We start from the raw sequence: 17,493 nt of genomic DNA on the forward strand, positions 1-17,493 counted from the left end.
CCTTGGAAGTAACTTCGAAAAGTATATGTGGACAATTCAGAGAAATAAATGAAGATATGACAGGTTTTTTTACCAACCAAACCGGCCAACAACTGCTGTTAATAGCTGATGGTATGGGCGGGCACCAATATGGTGAAGTGGCGAGTCAATTCGTACATGATAAAATTAAGCACGCTTGGGAAGAGAAGAATTTATTTAATATAGATGAGGCTGAAGCATTTTTAAGAGACCTCGTCGTAAAGACCAACCGTGAACTGTATGACTATCAGGAAGAAAACACTAAGTATAAAGGTATGGGCACGACCTTGGTATTAGTTGCTGTTATAGATACGAGTATGCTCGTCTTGAATGTTGGTGATTCGAGGGCTTATGTTATGAACAATCGTAAGATTGATCAGATTACAGAAGATCATACTTTCGTTAATGTACTTGTTGCCAGTGGTGAGATTACTAAAGAAGAAGCTTTATCGCACCCGAGACGTAATTTGATTACGCGTGCTATGGGTACTGAACCGATGATTCAAGCCGATGTCTTCCGATTAAGAGCACGTCAGTATGACTATGCCTTACTTGCGACAGATGGATTAACGGATATTTTACGACCGGACGAAATTCATAAGTTGATGTACAGTGCTAAGCTCAACTTAGAAGAAAAGGCAGAACACCTAGTTCAATCAGCAGAGGACAATCAATCTCGAGATAATATTAGTATTGTCGTTGCTGACTTGAGACGAGGTGACGGGAATTGATCGGAAAAGTAGTGTCAGAGCGTTATAAAATAGAAAAATATCTCGGCGGCGGCATGAGTTCAGTCTATCAGGCTAAAGATATAATTTTAGATAGAGACGTCGTTGTTAAAATGATTAAATCTGATCCGTTAGACAAAGAGAAGTCAGTAAGAAGATTTCAAAGAGAAGTGGAGAGTACAATCCAGCTTTCTCATCCGAATATTGTGAGCGTAATCGATGTGGATGACACTGAAGAATATCATATTCTTGTGACTGAAGTCGTCCACGGGCCAAACTTAAAAGCGTACATTATGAAAAACAATCCTTTAGATATCGATGAAATAGTCAGTATTGCAATGATGACTTTAAAGGGTATAGAACATGCTCATGATAGAGGGATTATTCACCGAGATATCAAACCTCAAAATTTACTTTTAGATGAAAAAGGCAGAATCAAAATTACTGATTTTGGTATTGCTAAAGCACTGAGTGAGACGCGCATGACTGAAACCAATCAAGTCATAGGGTCGGTACAATATATTTCACCTGAACAAGCGAAAGGGCAAAATACTGATGAACGTACGGATATATATTCTTTTGGCATTATGCTATTTGAATTGTTAACAGGACGTTTACCATATGAAGCTGAGACAGCTGTTTCCGTTGCTTTAAAACACATCTCAGATCCTTTTCCGGACATCAATGATTACAGAGAAATTCCAATCGGTTTAAAAAATATTGTTATGAAGTGTACAGAGAAAGATCCAAGAGATCGTTATCGTCACGCAAATGACGTACTTTCTGCACTCGTACATTATAAAGATATGACAGAACCATATCAGCCGGTTAAAAAAATCACCCAAGACAAGACGGTCGTAACTCCGCCGGTTGTCCCAGTTAAGAAAGAAGAGAAAACAGCGCCTAAACAACAAATGGCAAACTCTCAAGTTGTGAATGAACCAAAAGAAGAAAAACTAAAAAAGAAAAGGCGTAAGTGGCCTTGGATTGCTTTACTTATCTTCTTGTTGTTAGCAAGTTCAGCAAGTGCAGCCTTCTTCTTATGGGATAGAATACCGCCGACTGTAGAGATTGAGAACCTACAAAATATGACAGTCGAAGAAGCTGAATCTTACCTTGAATCGGAGTCTCTGGTCTTAGGTGAGATAGAGGAGACCTATGACGATAACTTTGAAGAGGGTACAATTATAGAAACGACGCCAGTTTCTGGATCCGAAGTTGAAAGAGAAAGTGAAATCGATTTTCTAGTAAGTTTAGGAAAACAACCATTTACAGTTGAAGATTATACAGGTGCGAACTTTGAAGAAACCAAAGCAGCTTTAGAAGAAGCTGGTTTTTCAAATGTGGTCGCTGAGTATGAATATTCTGATCAAGAAGTGGGTACAGTGCTTAGTCAATCTATCGAACAAGATGAAGAAGTTTATCCAGAAGAAGAGACGATGACTTTGACAGTTTCAGAAGGACATGAACCAATACCAATCACTAACTATACAGGTACGGACTTTGACACTGCTAAGTCAGAATTAGAAGCTCAAGGTTTCATCGTAAATGTGACAACAGAAGTTTACAGTGATTCAGTAGCAGAAGGTGCGATAGTTTCTCAAGACCCTTCTTATGGAGATTTTTTACCTGGATCACAAATTAATGTTATCGTGTCATTAGGAGAAGCACCGCCAGAAGAAACGACCTATCAAATTTCACTAAATCTACCATATCCTGAATCATCAATATCTGGTTCTGAAAGTTCAGATTCAAAATCAGAATCAGAGAGTGACTCTGAAGAAGAGGAATCTGAACCTGTGGATGCAAAAATTTATATTGACGATAAGGATAATGATATAGGTGAAGTAGCAGAGACGATAGAAATTACCGAAGATACGAATCACACAATTTCTCTAGTCCTTGAAGAAGGACAGGATGGATCATACAAAGTAGAAGTTGATGGTGAAGAAGTTATAAATGAAACAGTTGAAAATTAAGTAAATATTGGCATTGGCTTTACTGTTTATATATAATGGTGGAGTACATTCGAATTGGAGGAATGAAATTATGGCAACACTTAAGAGGGATAAGGGCCTAGATAATACTTTGAAAGTATTAAAGCAAGGTTATCTTTACACAACAAATCAGAGAAATCGTCTAAACACATCAGTTTTCCAAACTAAAGCACTCGGTGGTAAACCATTCGTAGTTGTGACTGGTAAGGAAGGCGCTGAAATGTTCTACAACAATGATGTTGTTCAACGTGAAGGCATGTTACCTAAACGTATCGTTAATACGCTTTTTGGTAAAGGTGCAATCCATACGGTAGATGGTAAAAAACACGTAGACAGAAAAGCATTGTTCATGAGCTTGATGACTGAAGGTAACTTGAATTATGTACGAGAATTAACGCGTACATTATGGCATGCGAACACACAACGTATGGAAAGTATGGATGAGGTAAATATTTACCGTGAATCTATCGTACTACTTACAAAAGTAGGAACACGTTGGGCAGGCGTTCAAGCACCACCTGAAGATATCGAAAGAATCGCAACAGACATGGACATCATGATCGATTCATTTAGAGCACTTGGTGGTGTCTTTAAAGGTTACAAGGCATCAAAAGAAGCACGTCGTCGTGTTGAAGATTGGTTAGAAGAACAAATTATTGAGACTCGTAAAGGGAATATTCATCCACCAGAAGGTACAGCACTTTACGAATTTGCACATTGGGAAGACTACTTAGGTAACCCAATGGACTCAAGAACTTGTGCGATTGACTTAATGAACACATTCCGCCCATTAATCGCAATCAACAGATTCGTTTCATTCGGTTTACACGCGATGAACGAAAACCCAATCACACGTGAAAAAATTAAATCAGAACCTGACTATGCATATAAATTCGCTCAAGAAGTTCGTCGTTACTATCCATTCGTTCCATTCCTTCCAGGTAAAGCGAAAGTAGACATCGACTTCCAAGGCGTTACAATTCCTGCAGGTGTAGGTCTTGCATTAGATGTTTATGGTACAACGCATGATGAATCACTTTGGGACGATCCAAATGAATTCCGCCCAGAAAGATTCGAAACTTGGGACGGATCACCATTTGACCTTATTCCACAAGGTGGTGGAGATTACTGGACAAATCACCGTTGTGCAGGTGAATGGATCACAGTAATCATCATGGAAGAAACAATGAAATACTTTGCAGAAAAAATAACTTATGATGTTCCAGAACAAGATTTAGAAGTGGACTTAAACAGTATCCCAGGATACGTTAAGAGTGGCTTTGTAATCAAAAATGTTCGCGAAGTTGTAGACAGAACATAATAATTATAGAAAAAGTGGCAAGCCCCTTTGGGAGCTTGCCACTTTTTTTATGATTATATAGTTTTTGATTGGTTGTGTGCTTCGGATGATGATGAAGATTGCACATCACCCCTTCTGTATCTAAAAATAACTTCTCACACCATGGTATTTACTCATACCGCCTTCTATATTGTTAGCATTGTAACCATGTAGAAGCATGTGGTCCTGAACACGTTTTGATCGGCCACCTGATTTACATACTAAGTAATATTCTTTACTCTTATCCAACGTGAGTTCATCTAGATTAAAGGTACTTAATGGGTAGTGTACTGCTCCAGGAAGAAATCCTGTTTCTTTTAATTCTTCAGTTTCTCTGACATCAATGACAACTTTCCCATCTTTACCGAGTACTGTATTAATTTCATTAATATTAATATCCATTTTAAACCTCCATAATCATTATCCATTTACATATACCAATCATTTTATCATACATAATAAATTGATATAATAGACTAGTACTTATAATAAACTGAGGTGTTGTATGCAAAAAGGGAAAATTGTAAAAGCTTTAAGTGGTTTTTATTATGTATTATCAGATGACAAGATATATTCGACTAGAGCACGTGGTCTCTTTAGAAAGAATGATGAAAGTCCCTTAGTGGGCGATGAAGTTAAATTTCAAATCGAAAATGAAGATGAAGGCTATATTACCGAAATTTTGCCTCGTAGAAATGCTTTAGTTCGTCCACCGGTTGCAAACATCGATCAGCTCTTGGTGACGGCAAGCTTGAAGTCTCCGGATTTTAGCTACTATTTACTCGATCGTTTCATTGCCTATAGTGAAGCGAATGACATTGATCCTGTCATCATTGTGACAAAGAACGACCTTAACGATGACAAGGAATTGATTCATGAAATTGAGGAAACTTACGGTCATATTTATGAAGTTCACTTTACGGATAAAACACATATCAGAGATGATTTACAGGACCTTTTCTCAGGGAAAACAAGTGTGCTCGCTGGGCAATCTGGTGCGGGAAAATCAACCTTACTTAACACACTACTCCCTGAACTTGAACTCAAGACAGATGAGATTTCCAATGCTTTAAACCGTGGTAAGCATACGACCCGTCATGTAGAACTAATTGATCATGATGGTGGATATATTGCGGATACACCGGGATTCTCAACGATTGAATTTATGAACATCGACAAATATAATATCAAATTTTGCTTTATAGATTTTAATCAATATAGCTGTAAATTCCGAGAATGTCTCCACATTAATGAACCTAAATGTGGTGTCAAACAAGCGGTTGAAGATGGTGAACTTAAACAGAGTCGCTACGACAGTTATGTCAAAATTTATAATGAAATTGACAATAGAAAAGAGAGGTACTAAATATGGCAAAGGTATTACCGTCACTTTTAGCAAGTGATTTTTCAAAGTTAGCTACAGAGATAAAAGAAATGGAAGATGCAGGCGCTGATATTTTTCATTTAGATATAATGGATGGTCAGTTTGTTCCTAATATTTCTTATGGTATTCCTGTGTGCCAAGCAATCGCACAGCATGCTAGTATACCATTGGATGTCCATTTGATGACCTATGATCCCACTCAGTTTGTAGAAGAATTTAAAAACATGGGTGTAGACATGTTGTCGTTTCATATAGAGGCGACACCACATGCGCATAGAGCAATACAGTTGATTAAGTCTTCAGGAATGAAGGCAGGGATTGCACTAAATCCACAAACACCAGTTGAAGCTGTAAAACATTTACTAAAGGATCTTGATTTCGTTTTAATCATGACAGTGAATCCAGGCTTTGGTGGACAGGCCTTTATTGACATGTGCTTAGATAAGTTGGACGAACTTACAACCATAAAGCATAATTCTAACTTAGACTTTGATATTGAAGTAGACGGTGGTATTAATGATAAGACTGGCGCACTTTGTAAAGCGCACGGTGCAAACCTACTAGTGAGTGGGTCATATTTATTTAAAGCAGAAGACAAACAACAAACGATTAGGAACCTAAAGGAATGATCATATGCCTCACATCAATGTGCTCTTACGGGATATAAAGGTTAAACCCTTATTAGAAGGCCCATGGTCTGGAGTCGATGCTGGTGTTTTGGGTCTACATAATAATAATTTTGACATCATGCATCTCTATGGTGACTTTGATAGTGTTTCAGAGCTTGAACTTGAAAAGTTACAAGAAAAGCTAGACTTTGAAATTTCACCAGCGGAAAAAGATTTTACAGATTCTGAAATTGCTTTAAAGGCACTTGCTGAAGCGGGTTATACGAGTATTGATGTTTACGGTGCACTCGGTGGACGAATCGATCATGAGTTAATTAACATTCAACTGTTAAAAAACCCGCAACTTAGAGAATTAAATATTAGACTTATCGATGACAAAAACATCATAAGTCTGTTACCATCAGGTAGGCACAATCTGTCAAAGACGTCGTTGACATATGTCTCATTTGTTCCGTTTTACGATGAGACTTGTTTAACCTTGTCAGGTTTTAAATATAACTTAACGGATAAATATATTAGTATTGGTGAAACATTGACCGTCTCAAATGAGTTTCAAAACGATGAAGCCTTTGTTGAAACGAGTCATGATTTATTAATGATAAATTCTTCAGATTAGAGGTGGATGAATGATATTTGCAGGTGCAATTGTCAACGCATTAGCGATCATCGTTGGTGGGTTACTCGGTATGGTATTAACCTTTATACCTGAGCACATTAAAGATGCAATAATGAAAATACAGGGTGTTTTTATTATTGCCATGGGTATACAAATGGTTGTCGGTGCGACCGACATTTTGACAACGCTTATATCACTCATTATTGGTGTAGTTGTTGGTGAAGTGATTCAATTGGAAAAACAATTAAACCGCATGGGTCACCTACTAGAGTATAAACTTGGTGACAAGCATGGGGGTAATATCTCTCAAGGTTTAATTTCAGGGATGTTAATCTTTATAGTCGGTGCGATGGGCATTGTCGGTGGTTTGGATGCAGGTCTACGCGGGAACAATGATGTCCTGTATACAAAATCAGCGATGGACTTCTTCATTGCCTTAGTTATGACAGCGGCCTACGGTCGTGGCGTTATTTTTTCAGGTATTCCTACATTTATTTATACAGCACTGATCATTATTAGTGCACGTCTAATTGCTGCTTTTATACCTGAAGGGACACTCAATTTGATGATAGATCAAGTGAGTGCAACTGGAGGGGTAATTCTACTTGCTATCGGTTTAAATATGTTAAATGTGACCACAATGCGAGTAGGGAATATGATTCCAGCAATCTTTATTGGTATGATTTTAGTTTGGATGATTTCATTCTTCTAAATAAAAAAGCCGTCAGATCAATTGATCTGACGGCTTTTTTAATATTAAACGCGTTCTACTTTACCAGATTTTAGTGCACGAGCTGAAACCCAAACTTTTTTAGGCTTACCGTCAACTAAAATTCTTACTTTTTGTAGGTTAGCTCCAAAAGTTCTCTTATTAGCGTTTAGCGCGTGAGAACGGTTGTTACCACTTCTAGATCTACGTCCAGTTACATAACATTCTTTGACCATGTGTCCCACTCCTCTACTTAAAATTACATAATCATGTTCTTTTATACTTTATGCATACTCTAATATGGTACACTAAGACAAATGATAAGACAATAGAAATTTTTAGAAAATGTTTAGAAAAACTGTAATAACACTTGTATTTGACTAGTGGTTTTGCTTATAATTATATGATGTATTGGAGGCGAATTAAATGGCGCTAGAAATTGTAAATGATTTAGGTAAAATTGAAATTTCAACGGATGTAATTGCGAATATCGCTGGTGGTACTGTCGTAGAATCTTACGGTGTTGTTGGGATGGCATCTAAGAACCAAGTCCGCGATGGTTTTGCTGAACTCCTAGGTAAAGAAAACTATTCACGTGGAGTAATCGTTGAAAATAATGAAGGTAAGTTGACAATCGAGTTATATATAATTGCCGGTTACGGTGTGAAAATATCAGAAGTTGCTTCAAATGTACAAACTTCAGTAAAATATAAATTAGAAAAAACATTGGGCTTAAATATAGAAGCTGTGAATATACACGTTCAAGGCGTGCGTATTATCTCAACAGATGAGTAACCAGGGAGGATTTACAAGATAATGAACAAAATAGATGGCGTAATGTTCCGACAAATGATTAAAAACGGAGCACAAAACCTAAAAAAGAATGCAGATTATGTTGATTCATTAAACGTATTTCCGGTCCCAGACGGCGACACAGGTACGAACATGAATCTTTCGATGTCTTCAGGTGCGAGTGAAGTCGAACCGGTAGACGATAAGCATATTGGTACAGTAGGTAAGCACTTTTCAAAAGGCTTACTTATGGGCGCACGTGGAAACTCAGGTGTCATACTATCTCAATTATTTAGAGGCTTCTCTAAGGCGATTGAAGATAAGGATACGGTCGATACAGATCAGTTTATTGCAGCGTTTAAACAGGGTGTTAAAACTGCATATAAAGCAGTGATGAAACCAGTTGAAGGTACAATATTAACTGTCGCAAAGGACGCATCTAAAAAAGCTGCTGAATTTGAAGGCCAAGATAAGTCAATTATCGAAGTGATGCAAGCGACTTTAGAAGAGGCAAAAGCTTCATTGAAGCGTACGCCTGAATTGTTACCAGTCTTAAAAGAGGTTGGTGTGGTCGATTCTGGTGGACAAGGTTTAGTCTATGTTTATGAAGGTTTCTTAAGTGCTTTAACAGGTCAAGAAATCGAAGAGGACGAAGATCAATTAAACAATGAGTTATTAGTGGATTCTCATGACCACGACAATGATTTCGATGACTTTATGAGTGTCGATGATATCGAGTTTGGTTATTGTACTGAATTCATGGTGCGTTTCGAAGATGGTAAACGTGCCTTTGATGAAGATGAATTCCGTCAAGAGATGAGTGACTTTGGTGATTCTTTACTCGTCATTTCTGATGATGAAATTGTAAAAGTTCACGTCCACACTGAAACACCTGGTGAGGCGTTCACATATGGTCAAACATACGGTGAATTAATTAAACTTAAAGTTGAAAACATGCGTGAGCAGTTCAGAACAGTTCACGGCAATAAAAATGATAAAGTAGCTGAGAAACAATCATACGATACTGCCATAATCACAGTATCAAGTGGAGAAGGCATAAACGAGTTGTTTAAGAGTATCGGAGTGACTCATGTCATCAACGGTGGCCAAACAATGAATCCTTCTACTGAGGACATTGTCAATGTCATTAAAGATGAAGATGTAAAAGAAGTCTTGATACTACCTAATAATAAGAATATTGTGATGGCAGCAGAACAAGCCACGTACATGCTCGATATTCCTTCAGCAGTGGTTTCGACAACATCAATCCCTGAAGGTTTAGCTGCAATGCTTAGCTTTAACCCAGAAGCAGAATTATCAGAGAATAAAGCGCAGATGACTAAAGCATTTGAATTTGTCCAAACAGGACAAGTGACATATTCAGTCAGAGATACTAAAATAGATGGCATAGAGATTAAAAAAGACCAGCATATGGGTATCGCAAATGGTAAAATCATTACTGCTAGTGACTCAAAACATACGACGCTAAAAGATCTAATTAACAATATGATTGATGAGGATACTGAAATCATCACTGTACTTATCGGTGAAGAAGGTACTGAAGAAGAAGTTGAATCAGTGATTGAATCAATAGAAGCAGAAAATGAAGATGTAGAATTTGAAGTTCATAACGGTGCACAGCCCGTATACAGCTACTTAATTTCTGTTGAATAAAGAAGACTGGCCGCATCGGTTAACCCGATGCGGCTTTTTGAACAAGGAGGGATTGTATGAAATTTAAAAGTGTCTTTGACATAATCGGCCCGGTCATGGTCGGCCCATCATCATCACATACAGCAGGTGCGGCGAGAATTGGCTTACTTGCAAGAAGTCTCTTCGGCGGACAGCCAGATAAGGCAGACATTTATTTATATGGTTCCTTTAGGGATACATATCAAGGCCATGCGACAGATGTTGCTTTACTTGGTGGTCTCCTTGGTTACGACACGGATGATGAACGTATTATCAATGCAAAAAAAGACGCAGAATCACACAATATGACTTATAATTTTATAGAAATGAACGAAGAACGTTCACACCCGAATACTGCAGTCTTACACTTATTTAAAGGTGAGGAAGAGCTTGTGATCGAGGGCGTCTCCATCGGTGGCGGTAAGATTGAACTCGTTAGCATAAATGGTTACAACATTAATATATCAGGTAACTATCATGCTTTACTTGTCTTTCACAAGGATGAGTTCGGTACGATTGCACGTGTGACAACTAAGCTGGGTGAAGAAAAACTCAATATTTCTCAGATGAGCGTTTCACGTAAGGAAAAAGGCCAAGTAGCCCTAATGACTGTTGAACTTGATGACACAATTTCACAAACCGCAATAGATGAAATTCGTGCTGTAAAAGGTGTCGACAGAGTCATAGAAATGATTGGAGGATAAGAAATGTTTAATAGTATAAATCAATTAGTAGAACGTGCCTTATCTGAAGGTATTTCTCTTTCAGAAGTGATGATTCAACAAGAGATGGAACAGACAGGTCAATCGTATTTAGATGTTTATAATTTGATGAAAATTAATTATGAAACGATGGAAAATGCGGTTCAAGAAGGTATTGCTGGTGTGAATTCTACAACAGGATTAACCGGTATGGACGCTGTGAAGATGCAGAAATATATAGATTCAGGTAAGGGACTGAGCGGTGAACTTAATCTCCTTGCAATTGCCAATGCAATTTCAACAAATGAAGTTAATGCGGCTATGGGTAAAATTTGTGCGACACCGACAGCTGGTTCTGCAGGTGTTGTCCCTGGTGTTTTATTTGCTATGGTAAAAAAAGATCCGACGATTACTGAGGAACAAAAGATTCGCTTCTTGTTCACTTCAGGTGCCTTTGGTTTTGTCGTTGCGAATAATGCGAGTATCTCAGGTGCAGCAGGCGGCTGCCAAGCAGAAGTGGGTAGTGCCAGTGCGATGGCTGCAGCCGCACTTGTAGAATTAGCAGGTGGTACACCAGAAATGAGTGCGAACGCCTTCGCCATCGCTATGAAAAATATGCTCGGGCTTGTATGTGACCCAGTTGCTGGTTTAGTAGAGGTACCATGTGTCAAACGTAATGCAGCAGGTGCATCTAATGCTTTAACAGCAGCAGATATGGCATTAGCAGGAATTGAATCAAGAATTCCAGCAGATGAGGTCATTGAAGCGATGTACAAGATAGGGTTAACAATGCCATCAGCGCTCCGTGAAACTGGTCGTGGTGGTTTAGCGGCTACACCAACAGGAGAACGTCTTAAAGCAGAACTATTCGGTGCAAAATAATGACGCGCATTCATCAGGTACAGACACCAGATCAAAGTATAACGGGTTTAAAAGGTGTCGGGGATAAGGTCAAAGAAAAACTTTTTAGTATTGGAATAGAAGGTGTGAATGATGTATTATTTCACCTTCCTTCATCCTATACAGATCAAAGTGTGGTTAATTTAAATGAAGCTATAGACGGCGCAAATATTACCGTAGAAGGTACAGTGAAAACTGAACCTCAATTAGCTTTCTTTAGAAAAGGTAAGAGCCGTCTTACTTTTTTTATGGATGCAGATGGTATTTATGTTAAGGTAACTTTCTTTAATCAACCCTATCTTAAAAGTAAAATTATTAATGGTGAATTTGTTAGGCTCTTCGGGAAATTTAACCGTAATAAGCTTGAGATTAACGGTAGTAAATTAATCTTTGAAGCTAGTGGAGGCATGTCGGTAAAATATCCACTCGGTGGCGTGATACAGTCGAAAACCTTTCAAAAAATAGTGAGAAGTGCCTTTGACACTGCTATTTTTAACTTAGATTTACCACAACACTTAAAAGCAAAATATAAGTTGATGGCTGTACGTGACGCCTTGTTCGAACTTCATTTTCCAACGAGTCAGGTTATGACAGATCAAGCGAGACGTACAATTAAATTCTTTGAGTTGTATAATTTCCAACTTAAGATAATGGATAAACGACAAAAAGAACGCGTGAGAAGCGAGCGTTTTATAGTCGATTATAATATAGATGAATTAAAGCAGTTTATAGAAACCTTACCCTTTGAATTAACAGGAGATCAAAAGCGTAGCGTCAATGATATTTGCCGTGATTTTAAGCAGAATATTTCCATGCACAGGCTACTACAAGGTGATGTGGGTAGTGGGAAGACGATTGTTGCTGGAATTGCTGTTTACGCCGTGAAGACCATCGGTGAACAAAGTGCAGTAATGGTCCCAACAGAAGTGCTTGCTAACCAGCATTATCAGAGTTTTAAAGATACTTTTGGTGATAAGCTAGTGATTGAAAAACTCACAGGGACGACCAAACCTAGAGAAAAAAGAGAAATTTTGGATCGACTGAGTAGTGGTGAAATTGATCTCTTAGTAGGAACGCATGCGATCTTTGAAGACGACGTGGTTTTTGACCGTTTAAGTTTTACAATTATAGATGAGCAACACCGCTTTGGTGTAAGACAAAGGCAACGCTTAAACGATAAGGCTTATAGAAAAAATGTGTTGTACATGACAGCGACTCCGATTCCAAGAACTTTATCGATTACTGCTTATGGTGATATGGATGTCTCTCTAATAAGAGAAATGCCAGCAGGACGTTTGCCAATTACAACAGAATGGCGACGCTTTAATGAGTTAGATCAAGTGTTAAGCTCAGTAAAAAATGAAATAGATAAAGGCCATAGTGCCTATATTGTCGCACCGTTAATTGAAGAGTCGGAAACCTTAGACTTAAAAAATGTCTACGAGATTTATAGTATTTTTGAAGATTACTTTGGACATGAAGACGTCGTACTTGTACACGGGCGAATGAAGCCTGAAGAGAAAAATGATGCAATGAAGGCTTTTGAATCTCTGAATAAAAAACTTTTAGTATCGACAACAGTGATTGAAGTAGGTATTAATGTGCCTAATGCGACATCCATAGTGATCTTTAATGCAGAACGATTCGGGTTATCTACTTTACATCAGCTTAGAGGAAGAGTCGGTCGGAATAATAAACAAAGTGCATGTATTTTAGTCAGTGATGCGGCGACAGATAATGCCAAATTACGAATGGAAATCATGACCTCTACGACAGATGGCTTTATTTTGAGTGAACGCGATTTAGAAATGCGTGGACCAGGTGATTACTTTGGTGTCAGACAAAGTGGTTTACCACAATTTAAAGTTGCTGACATTACAGAAGATTATCGTATACTAGAAGTAGCGAGAGAGGAAGCAGCAAAAGCCTATCTTCAAGATCAGTTTTAATCGGAGGAAACCATGAGAATTTTATTGAGAACACTCGGGGTGTTGATGATTGTTGCCGCACTAGTCTTATTTTTCTGGCAGGAGATTAGAGAATACTTTACAGATCAAGTCAATGATAAAGTCATTACTGCCTACCAAGACGGTGATGATGTAAAGATAAATCCTTTAGAGTCCTTTGTTTCTGGTGTTGAAGCAACTGAAGATACATCACTTAATATTTCAGATAATATGGCTGGTGTGCTGGAAATTGAAAGTGCTGAAATCTTTGAACCATTATATAAAGGCGCGCTGACTGAAGAGAAACTTCGTAATGGTGTCAGTTTACTTGAAGAAACGGATAATCTAGAGATGCAGAATATCCCGATTGCTGGTCATAGAGTTGAAGGTGCAGGCATCAGATTTAACTACATCGACCGTGCAGAAGTTGGGGATGAAGTCAAAATCATTACCCATGATGATACGAAAGTGTATAAGATTACTGAAATGTTTGAAGTTGAACCTACAGAAGTCAATGTCCTCGACCAAAAAGAGGGCGAGCCACAAGAACTGACATTGATTACATGTGAGGATTACAATCCAGACACGTTACTCTTTGAGAAGCGGTTAATCGTTAGAGCTGAAATAGTTCAATAATAGCGCACTTCCTCCCATGGAGGAAGTGTTTTTATGTGCCGTCGACCTTATAACGAAGGCGAGTATTTTGATTTACGTGCCGTCGTCACCCGTAATAAATGCACTTTTTTATCATTGAAACTAATTGAAAAAATGGTAAGGGTTTAATATACTAAGTTTAGTGTTATGTTTAGATATTAATACCAACTACTAAAGTATAGAAGATTAGAGGAATCGACATGGGGAAATTAAAGAAAGTGGAACGACAATCAAATCTAGAAGCACATCTAGAAGAAGATCCATTTTTAACTGATGACCAGTTAGCAAAGATTTTTGACGTGTCTATCCAAACGATTCGTTTGGACCGTCTCGAATTGAATATACCTGAATTAAGAACGAGAGTTCAACACGTTGCTCGTGAAGGGGCAGATAAGATTCGTGCGTTATCTGTTCAAGATGTAGTCGGGGAAATAATCGATATCGAACTCAATGACAATGCAATTTCTCTGTTTATCATTGAAAGCGGGCATGTCTTTGAAAAAAACGAAATTGCCCGAGGGCATTTTTTGTTTGCACAAGCAAATTCTCTTTGTGTCGCTTTAATCGATGAGCCACTAGCATTAACTTCAAAAGCAGAAGTAGATTTTAAACGACCTGTTATGTTAAATGATAAGGTTATCGCCAAAGCAAAGGTGATCTCGATGGATAAGAATAGGGCACAAATTGAAGTGGAATCAAAAGTGAATGGTAAAGTGATTTTTACTGGAAAATTTGAAATGTATTATAAAGATGAAGATGGAGCTGAGTAGAACATGGCTAAAATTGCGATTGATTTAATGGGTGGAGACAATGCCCCTAGAGCGATAGAAGAAGGTGTACTCGAAGCGGTAGAGACATACCCAGATGTAGAAATCCTAGCATTTGGAACAAAAGGTAGCTACACACAGTCCCATCCAAAAGTGACGTTTATTGAAGTAACAGAAGTGATTGAATCAGATGATGATCCAGTCAAAGCGGTCAGAAAGAAAAAAGATAGTTCACTGGTTCGTGCAATTAAAGCGGTCAGTGATGGTGAGGCGGATGCGATTGTATCTGCAGGAAATACAGGTGCCTTGATGAGTGCAGGACTCTTTGGAGTCAAGCGCATAAACGGTATCGAACGTCCGGCGATTACTTCGATGATTCCGACCACTTCAGGTGAAGGTATGATGTTACTTGATATGGGTGCGAATTCTGAGAATAAGCCGAACCATTTACTGCAATTTGCACAAATGGCAAGTGTCTATATGGAAAATATAGAGGGCAGAGAGAATCCTTCAATCGGGCTCATTAACAACGGTTCAGAAGAAATTAAAGGTACTGAGCTGACTAAAGAAACCTATCAGCTGCTCAAAAATAGCGGCTTAAACTTTGCAGGTTTTTTTGAGACGAGAGATATTTTATCTGGAAAAGTTGATATTGCAGTAACAGATGGTTTTACAGGTAATATCGTCTTAAAAACCATTGAGGGTACTGCCAGTGCGCTCATGAGTGAGCTAAAGAAAATTATGTATAAAAGCACGTTAAATAAAGGTGCAGCCCTAGTCTTGAAAAACGATTTAGGCGACCTTAAAGATATGTTGGACTACCGACAGTTTGGTGGTGCGCCATTAATGGGCTTACGTGGAAACGTGCTTAAGGCACATGGCTCTTCTGACTCGACAGCGATCGTTAATGCTATAAAACAAGCAAAAATTATGGCGGATTCTGGTACGATTGAAAAAATTCAAGAATTGATAGGTGAATCAAATGAGTAGATTACTAATCTTTCCTGGCCAAGGCGCACAGTACGGCGGTATGGCTAAGGATCTATACGAAAATAACGACAAGGCAAAAGCCATTCTCGATAAAATTTTCGACTTATCAAACTACGACTTAAAAGAAATTATGTTTAGTGAAGATGATGACAGATTGAACGACACTAAGTATACACAGCCAGCTCTTTTTGCTCATAGTCTAGCAGTCGTTGAAGCAACAGGTATAACAGGCGATTACTTACTTGGGCACTCACTAGGTGAGCTTCCAGCATTGGTACATGCTGGTGTTGTTTCATTGGCAGATGGTGTTCGTCTTGTAGAAAAACGTGGGGAACTAATGAGTCAAACTGAAGATGGCGCAATGGCTGCCATCATTGGTATGGACTATGATGCGCTTAAAGAAACTTGTGAGGCAGCCTCAACGGATGAGGAAAGCGTTGCACCTGCAAATATTAATGCGCCAGACCAAGTTGTCGTTTCAGGTGACAAGGCTGCTGTGGAATGTTTTAGAGCACTCGCGAAGGATGCTGGTGCGAGACGCATCATACCATTAAAGGTATCAGGCGCTTTTCACTCGCACTTAATGGCACCTGCGAAAGATCAGTTCAAAGCTTTTGTTAAAGATATTACTTTCAACGATGCAAAAACACCTGTCATTCAAAATGTGTCTGCTAAAGCTGAAACGGATAGTGAAACAATTAAGGCAAATTTTGTTGAACAAATCACGCATCCAGTCCGTTTTGTAGAATGTGTGGAAACTGCAGCGGCACATGGTGTAACAGAATCTGTAGAGGTTGGACCGAAGAAAGTTCAGTCTGGCTTAGTACGTAAGATCACTAAGGAAATCTCAACATCAAATATTGATACGATCGAACACGTGGAGGTGTTTTTAAATGAGTAAAGTTGCATTAGTCACTGGCGCATCTCGAGGAATTGGTCGTGCGATTGCATTGACATTAGCTGAAGAAGGGCACACTGTAGTCGTCAATTACTCTGGTTCAAAAGACAAAGCAGAAGAAGTTGTTAAAGAGATTGAAGACAAGGGTGGGAAAGCGACAGCCTATCAGTGCCAAGTCCAAAATGCTAATGAAGTGAAAGAAATGGTTAAATATATCACGGATACTTATAGTTCTATCGATGTTGTTGTAAACAACGCAGGTATTACGAAAGATAATCTATTGATGCGCATGAAAGAGGAAGAGTTTGACGCAGTTGTGGATGTTAACTTAAAAGGTGCATTCAATGTCATTAAGAGTGTATCAAGACCGATGATCCGCCAAAAATCAGGGCGTATTATTAATATTTCAAGTATCGTTGGATCACTTGGGAATGCAGGGCAAACAAACTATGTTGCAACGAAGGCAGCGATCGATGGCATGACGAAGTCAACTGCGAGAGAACTTGCAGCTAAAAACATTACAGTGAATGCTGTGGCACCTGGATTTATTAAAAGTGATATGACAGATGTTTTAAGTGATGACATCAAAGATGGTATGTTACAACAAATTCCTTTAAAACATTTCGGTGACACGAAAGATATCGCAGATGCAGTGAGTTTCTTAGCAAGTGACCGTGCATCGTACATTACAGGCCAAGTATTACACGTCAACGGCGGTATGTACATGGGGTAG

At 38.6% G+C, this 17,493-nt stretch carries 19 protein-coding genes; 17 read left to right on the forward strand and 2 right to left on the reverse strand.

Annotated features, from left to right (window positions below):
• The first annotated feature begins 2 nt into the window (after positions 1-2).
• The 3 genes from H624_RS0110500 to H624_RS0110510 all read left to right on the forward strand — a co-directional run bounded on the left by H624_RS0110500 (position 3) and on the right by H624_RS0110510 (position 4,064).
• Entirely contained in the window at positions 3-749 is a 747-nt protein-coding gene (locus H624_RS0110500; RefSeq protein ID WP_156889186.1) for a Stp1/IreP family PP2C-type Ser/Thr phosphatase, read from the forward strand.
• Positions 746-2,725 (forward strand): Stk1 family PASTA domain-containing Ser/Thr kinase, encoded by a 1,980-nt coding sequence (pknB, locus tag H624_RS0110505; RefSeq protein WP_026867559.1) that lies wholly within the window; start codon positions 746-748, stop codon positions 2,723-2,725. The genes H624_RS0110500 and pknB overlap by 4 nt, the downstream gene beginning before the upstream one ends.
• Positions 2,726-2,795: 70 nt before the next feature.
• The gene (locus H624_RS0110510) at positions 2,796-4,064 is read left to right on the forward strand and encodes a cytochrome P450 (RefSeq protein WP_026867560.1); all 1,269 of its coding nucleotides are present in this window, start codon (positions 2,796-2,798) and stop codon (positions 4,062-4,064) included.
• Between the two features lie 120 nt (positions 4,065-4,184).
• Here the strand turns inward: H624_RS0110510 and H624_RS0110515 are convergent, their stop codons facing one another.
• Positions 4,185-4,484, reverse strand: a complete 300-nt coding sequence (locus H624_RS0110515) for a rhodanese-like domain-containing protein (RefSeq protein ID WP_035857263.1) — start codon at positions 4,482-4,484, stop codon at positions 4,185-4,187.
• A gap of 103 nt (positions 4,485-4,587) precedes the next feature.
• Here H624_RS0110515 and rsgA point away from each other — a divergent pair, with 103 nt between their 5' ends.
• The 4 genes from rsgA to H624_RS0110535 are packed head-to-tail and all read left to right on the forward strand — an operon-like array spanning position 4,588 to position 7,423.
• A complete protein-coding gene (gene rsgA / locus H624_RS0110520; protein ID WP_026867562.1) occupies positions 4,588-5,448 on the forward strand; it encodes a ribosome small subunit-dependent GTPase A in 861 nt (286 codons plus the stop codon).
• Positions 5,449-5,450: 2 nt separating this feature from the next.
• Positions 5,451-6,095 carry a ribulose-phosphate 3-epimerase gene (gene rpe, locus H624_RS0110525; RefSeq protein ID WP_026867563.1) on the forward strand — a complete coding sequence of 215 codons (645 nt, stop codon included), beginning with the start codon at positions 5,451-5,453 and terminating at the stop codon, positions 6,093-6,095.
• Between the two features lie 4 nt (positions 6,096-6,099).
• Complete coding sequence (locus H624_RS0110530; protein WP_051220572.1) at positions 6,100-6,711, forward strand: thiamine diphosphokinase; 612 nt, start codon at positions 6,100-6,102, stop codon at positions 6,709-6,711.
• Between the two features lie 10 nt (positions 6,712-6,721).
• A complete protein-coding gene (locus tag H624_RS0110535; RefSeq protein WP_026867565.1) occupies positions 6,722-7,423 on the forward strand; it encodes a DUF554 domain-containing protein in 702 nt (233 codons plus the stop codon).
• A gap of 44 nt (positions 7,424-7,467) precedes the next feature.
• Here the strand turns inward: H624_RS0110535 and rpmB are convergent, their stop codons facing one another.
• A complete protein-coding gene (rpmB, locus tag H624_RS0110540; RefSeq protein WP_026867566.1) occupies positions 7,468-7,656 on the reverse strand; it encodes a 50S ribosomal protein L28 in 189 nt (62 codons plus the stop codon).
• Positions 7,657-7,846: 190 nt separating this feature from the next.
• Here rpmB and H624_RS0110545 point away from each other — a divergent pair, with 190 nt between their 5' ends.
• From H624_RS0110545 to fabG, 10 genes are all read left to right on the forward strand, one after another.
• Positions 7,847-8,215, forward strand: a complete 369-nt coding sequence (locus tag H624_RS0110545; protein ID WP_026867567.1) for an Asp23/Gls24 family envelope stress response protein — start codon at positions 7,847-7,849, stop codon at positions 8,213-8,215.
• An 18-nt stretch (positions 8,216-8,233) separates the two neighbouring features.
• Positions 8,234-9,886 (forward strand): DAK2 domain-containing protein, encoded by a 1,653-nt coding sequence (locus H624_RS0110550; protein ID WP_026867568.1) that lies wholly within the window; start codon positions 8,234-8,236, stop codon positions 9,884-9,886.
• 56 nt (positions 9,887-9,942) lie between these two features.
• The gene (gene sdaAB, locus H624_RS0110555; protein ID WP_026867569.1) at positions 9,943-10,608 is read left to right on the forward strand and encodes an L-serine ammonia-lyase, iron-sulfur-dependent subunit beta; all 666 of its coding nucleotides are present in this window, start codon (positions 9,943-9,945) and stop codon (positions 10,606-10,608) included.
• A gap of 3 nt (positions 10,609-10,611) precedes the next feature.
• Positions 10,612-11,487: an L-serine ammonia-lyase, iron-sulfur-dependent, subunit alpha gene (gene sdaAA / locus H624_RS0110560; RefSeq protein ID WP_026867570.1), complete on the forward strand. Its 876-nt coding sequence runs from the start codon at positions 10,612-10,614 to the stop codon at positions 11,485-11,487.
• On the forward strand, positions 11,487-13,454 hold the full coding sequence (gene recG, locus H624_RS12090; protein ID WP_035857269.1) for an ATP-dependent DNA helicase RecG: 1,968 nt from the start codon (positions 11,487-11,489) through the stop codon (positions 13,452-13,454). The genes sdaAA and recG overlap by 1 nt, the downstream gene beginning before the upstream one ends.
• A gap of 12 nt (positions 13,455-13,466) precedes the next feature.
• On the forward strand, positions 13,467-14,087 hold the full coding sequence (locus H624_RS0110570; protein ID WP_026867571.1) for a sortase: 621 nt from the start codon (positions 13,467-13,469) through the stop codon (positions 14,085-14,087).
• 218 nt (positions 14,088-14,305) lie between these two features.
• Positions 14,306-14,875 (forward strand): transcription factor FapR, encoded by a 570-nt coding sequence (fapR, locus tag H624_RS0110575; RefSeq protein WP_026867572.1) that lies wholly within the window; start codon positions 14,306-14,308, stop codon positions 14,873-14,875.
• A gap of 3 nt (positions 14,876-14,878) precedes the next feature.
• Entirely contained in the window at positions 14,879-15,862 is a 984-nt protein-coding gene (plsX, locus tag H624_RS0110580; protein WP_026867573.1) for a phosphate acyltransferase PlsX, read from the forward strand.
• Positions 15,855-16,763, forward strand: a complete 909-nt coding sequence (fabD, locus tag H624_RS0110585; protein WP_026867574.1) for an ACP S-malonyltransferase — start codon at positions 15,855-15,857, stop codon at positions 16,761-16,763. Before plsX ends, fabD begins: the two co-directional genes overlap by 8 nt.
• Entirely contained in the window at positions 16,756-17,493 is a 738-nt protein-coding gene (gene fabG, locus H624_RS0110590) for a 3-oxoacyl-[acyl-carrier-protein] reductase (protein ID WP_026867575.1), read from the forward strand. The genes fabD and fabG overlap by 8 nt, the downstream gene beginning before the upstream one ends.

The organism is Jeotgalicoccus marinus DSM 19772, from assembly GCF_000425825.1.
GTDB classification, from domain to species: domain Bacteria; phylum Bacillota; class Bacilli; order Staphylococcales; family Salinicoccaceae; genus Jeotgalicoccus; species Jeotgalicoccus marinus.

Excerpts from the sequence above, each read along its gene's own strand:
- H624_RS0110510 (WP_026867560.1), top strand. The coding sequence starts at position 2,796 with ATGGCAACACTTAAGAGGGATAAGGGCCTAGATAATACTTTGAAAGTA.
- H624_RS0110515 (WP_035857263.1), bottom strand. The coding sequence starts at position 4,484 with ATGGATATTAATATTAATGAAATTAATACAGTACTCGGTAAAGATGGG.
- rsgA (WP_026867562.1), top strand. The coding sequence starts at position 4,588 with ATGCAAAAAGGGAAAATTGTAAAAGCTTTAAGTGGTTTTTATTATGTA.
- rpe (WP_026867563.1), top strand. The coding sequence starts at position 5,451 with ATGGCAAAGGTATTACCGTCACTTTTAGCAAGTGATTTTTCAAAGTTA.
- H624_RS0110530 (WP_051220572.1), top strand. The coding sequence starts at position 6,100 with ATGCCTCACATCAATGTGCTCTTACGGGATATAAAGGTTAAACCCTTA.
- H624_RS0110535 (WP_026867565.1), top strand. The coding sequence starts at position 6,722 with ATGATATTTGCAGGTGCAATTGTCAACGCATTAGCGATCATCGTTGGT.
- rpmB (WP_026867566.1), bottom strand. The coding sequence starts at position 7,656 with ATGGTCAAAGAATGTTATGTAACTGGACGTAGATCTAGAAGTGGTAAC.
- H624_RS0110545 (WP_026867567.1), top strand. The coding sequence starts at position 7,847 with ATGGCGCTAGAAATTGTAAATGATTTAGGTAAAATTGAAATTTCAACG.
- sdaAB (WP_026867569.1), top strand. The coding sequence starts at position 9,943 with ATGAAATTTAAAAGTGTCTTTGACATAATCGGCCCGGTCATGGTCGGC.
- sdaAA (WP_026867570.1), top strand. The coding sequence starts at position 10,612 with ATGTTTAATAGTATAAATCAATTAGTAGAACGTGCCTTATCTGAAGGT.
- recG (WP_035857269.1), top strand. The coding sequence starts at position 11,487 with ATGACGCGCATTCATCAGGTACAGACACCAGATCAAAGTATAACGGGT.
- H624_RS0110570 (WP_026867571.1), top strand. The coding sequence starts at position 13,467 with ATGAGAATTTTATTGAGAACACTCGGGGTGTTGATGATTGTTGCCGCA.
- fapR (WP_026867572.1), top strand. The coding sequence starts at position 14,306 with ATGGGGAAATTAAAGAAAGTGGAACGACAATCAAATCTAGAAGCACAT.
- plsX (WP_026867573.1), top strand. The coding sequence starts at position 14,879 with ATGGCTAAAATTGCGATTGATTTAATGGGTGGAGACAATGCCCCTAGA.
- fabD (WP_026867574.1), top strand. The coding sequence starts at position 15,855 with ATGAGTAGATTACTAATCTTTCCTGGCCAAGGCGCACAGTACGGCGGT.
- fabG (WP_026867575.1), top strand. The coding sequence starts at position 16,756 with ATGAGTAAAGTTGCATTAGTCACTGGCGCATCTCGAGGAATTGGTCGT.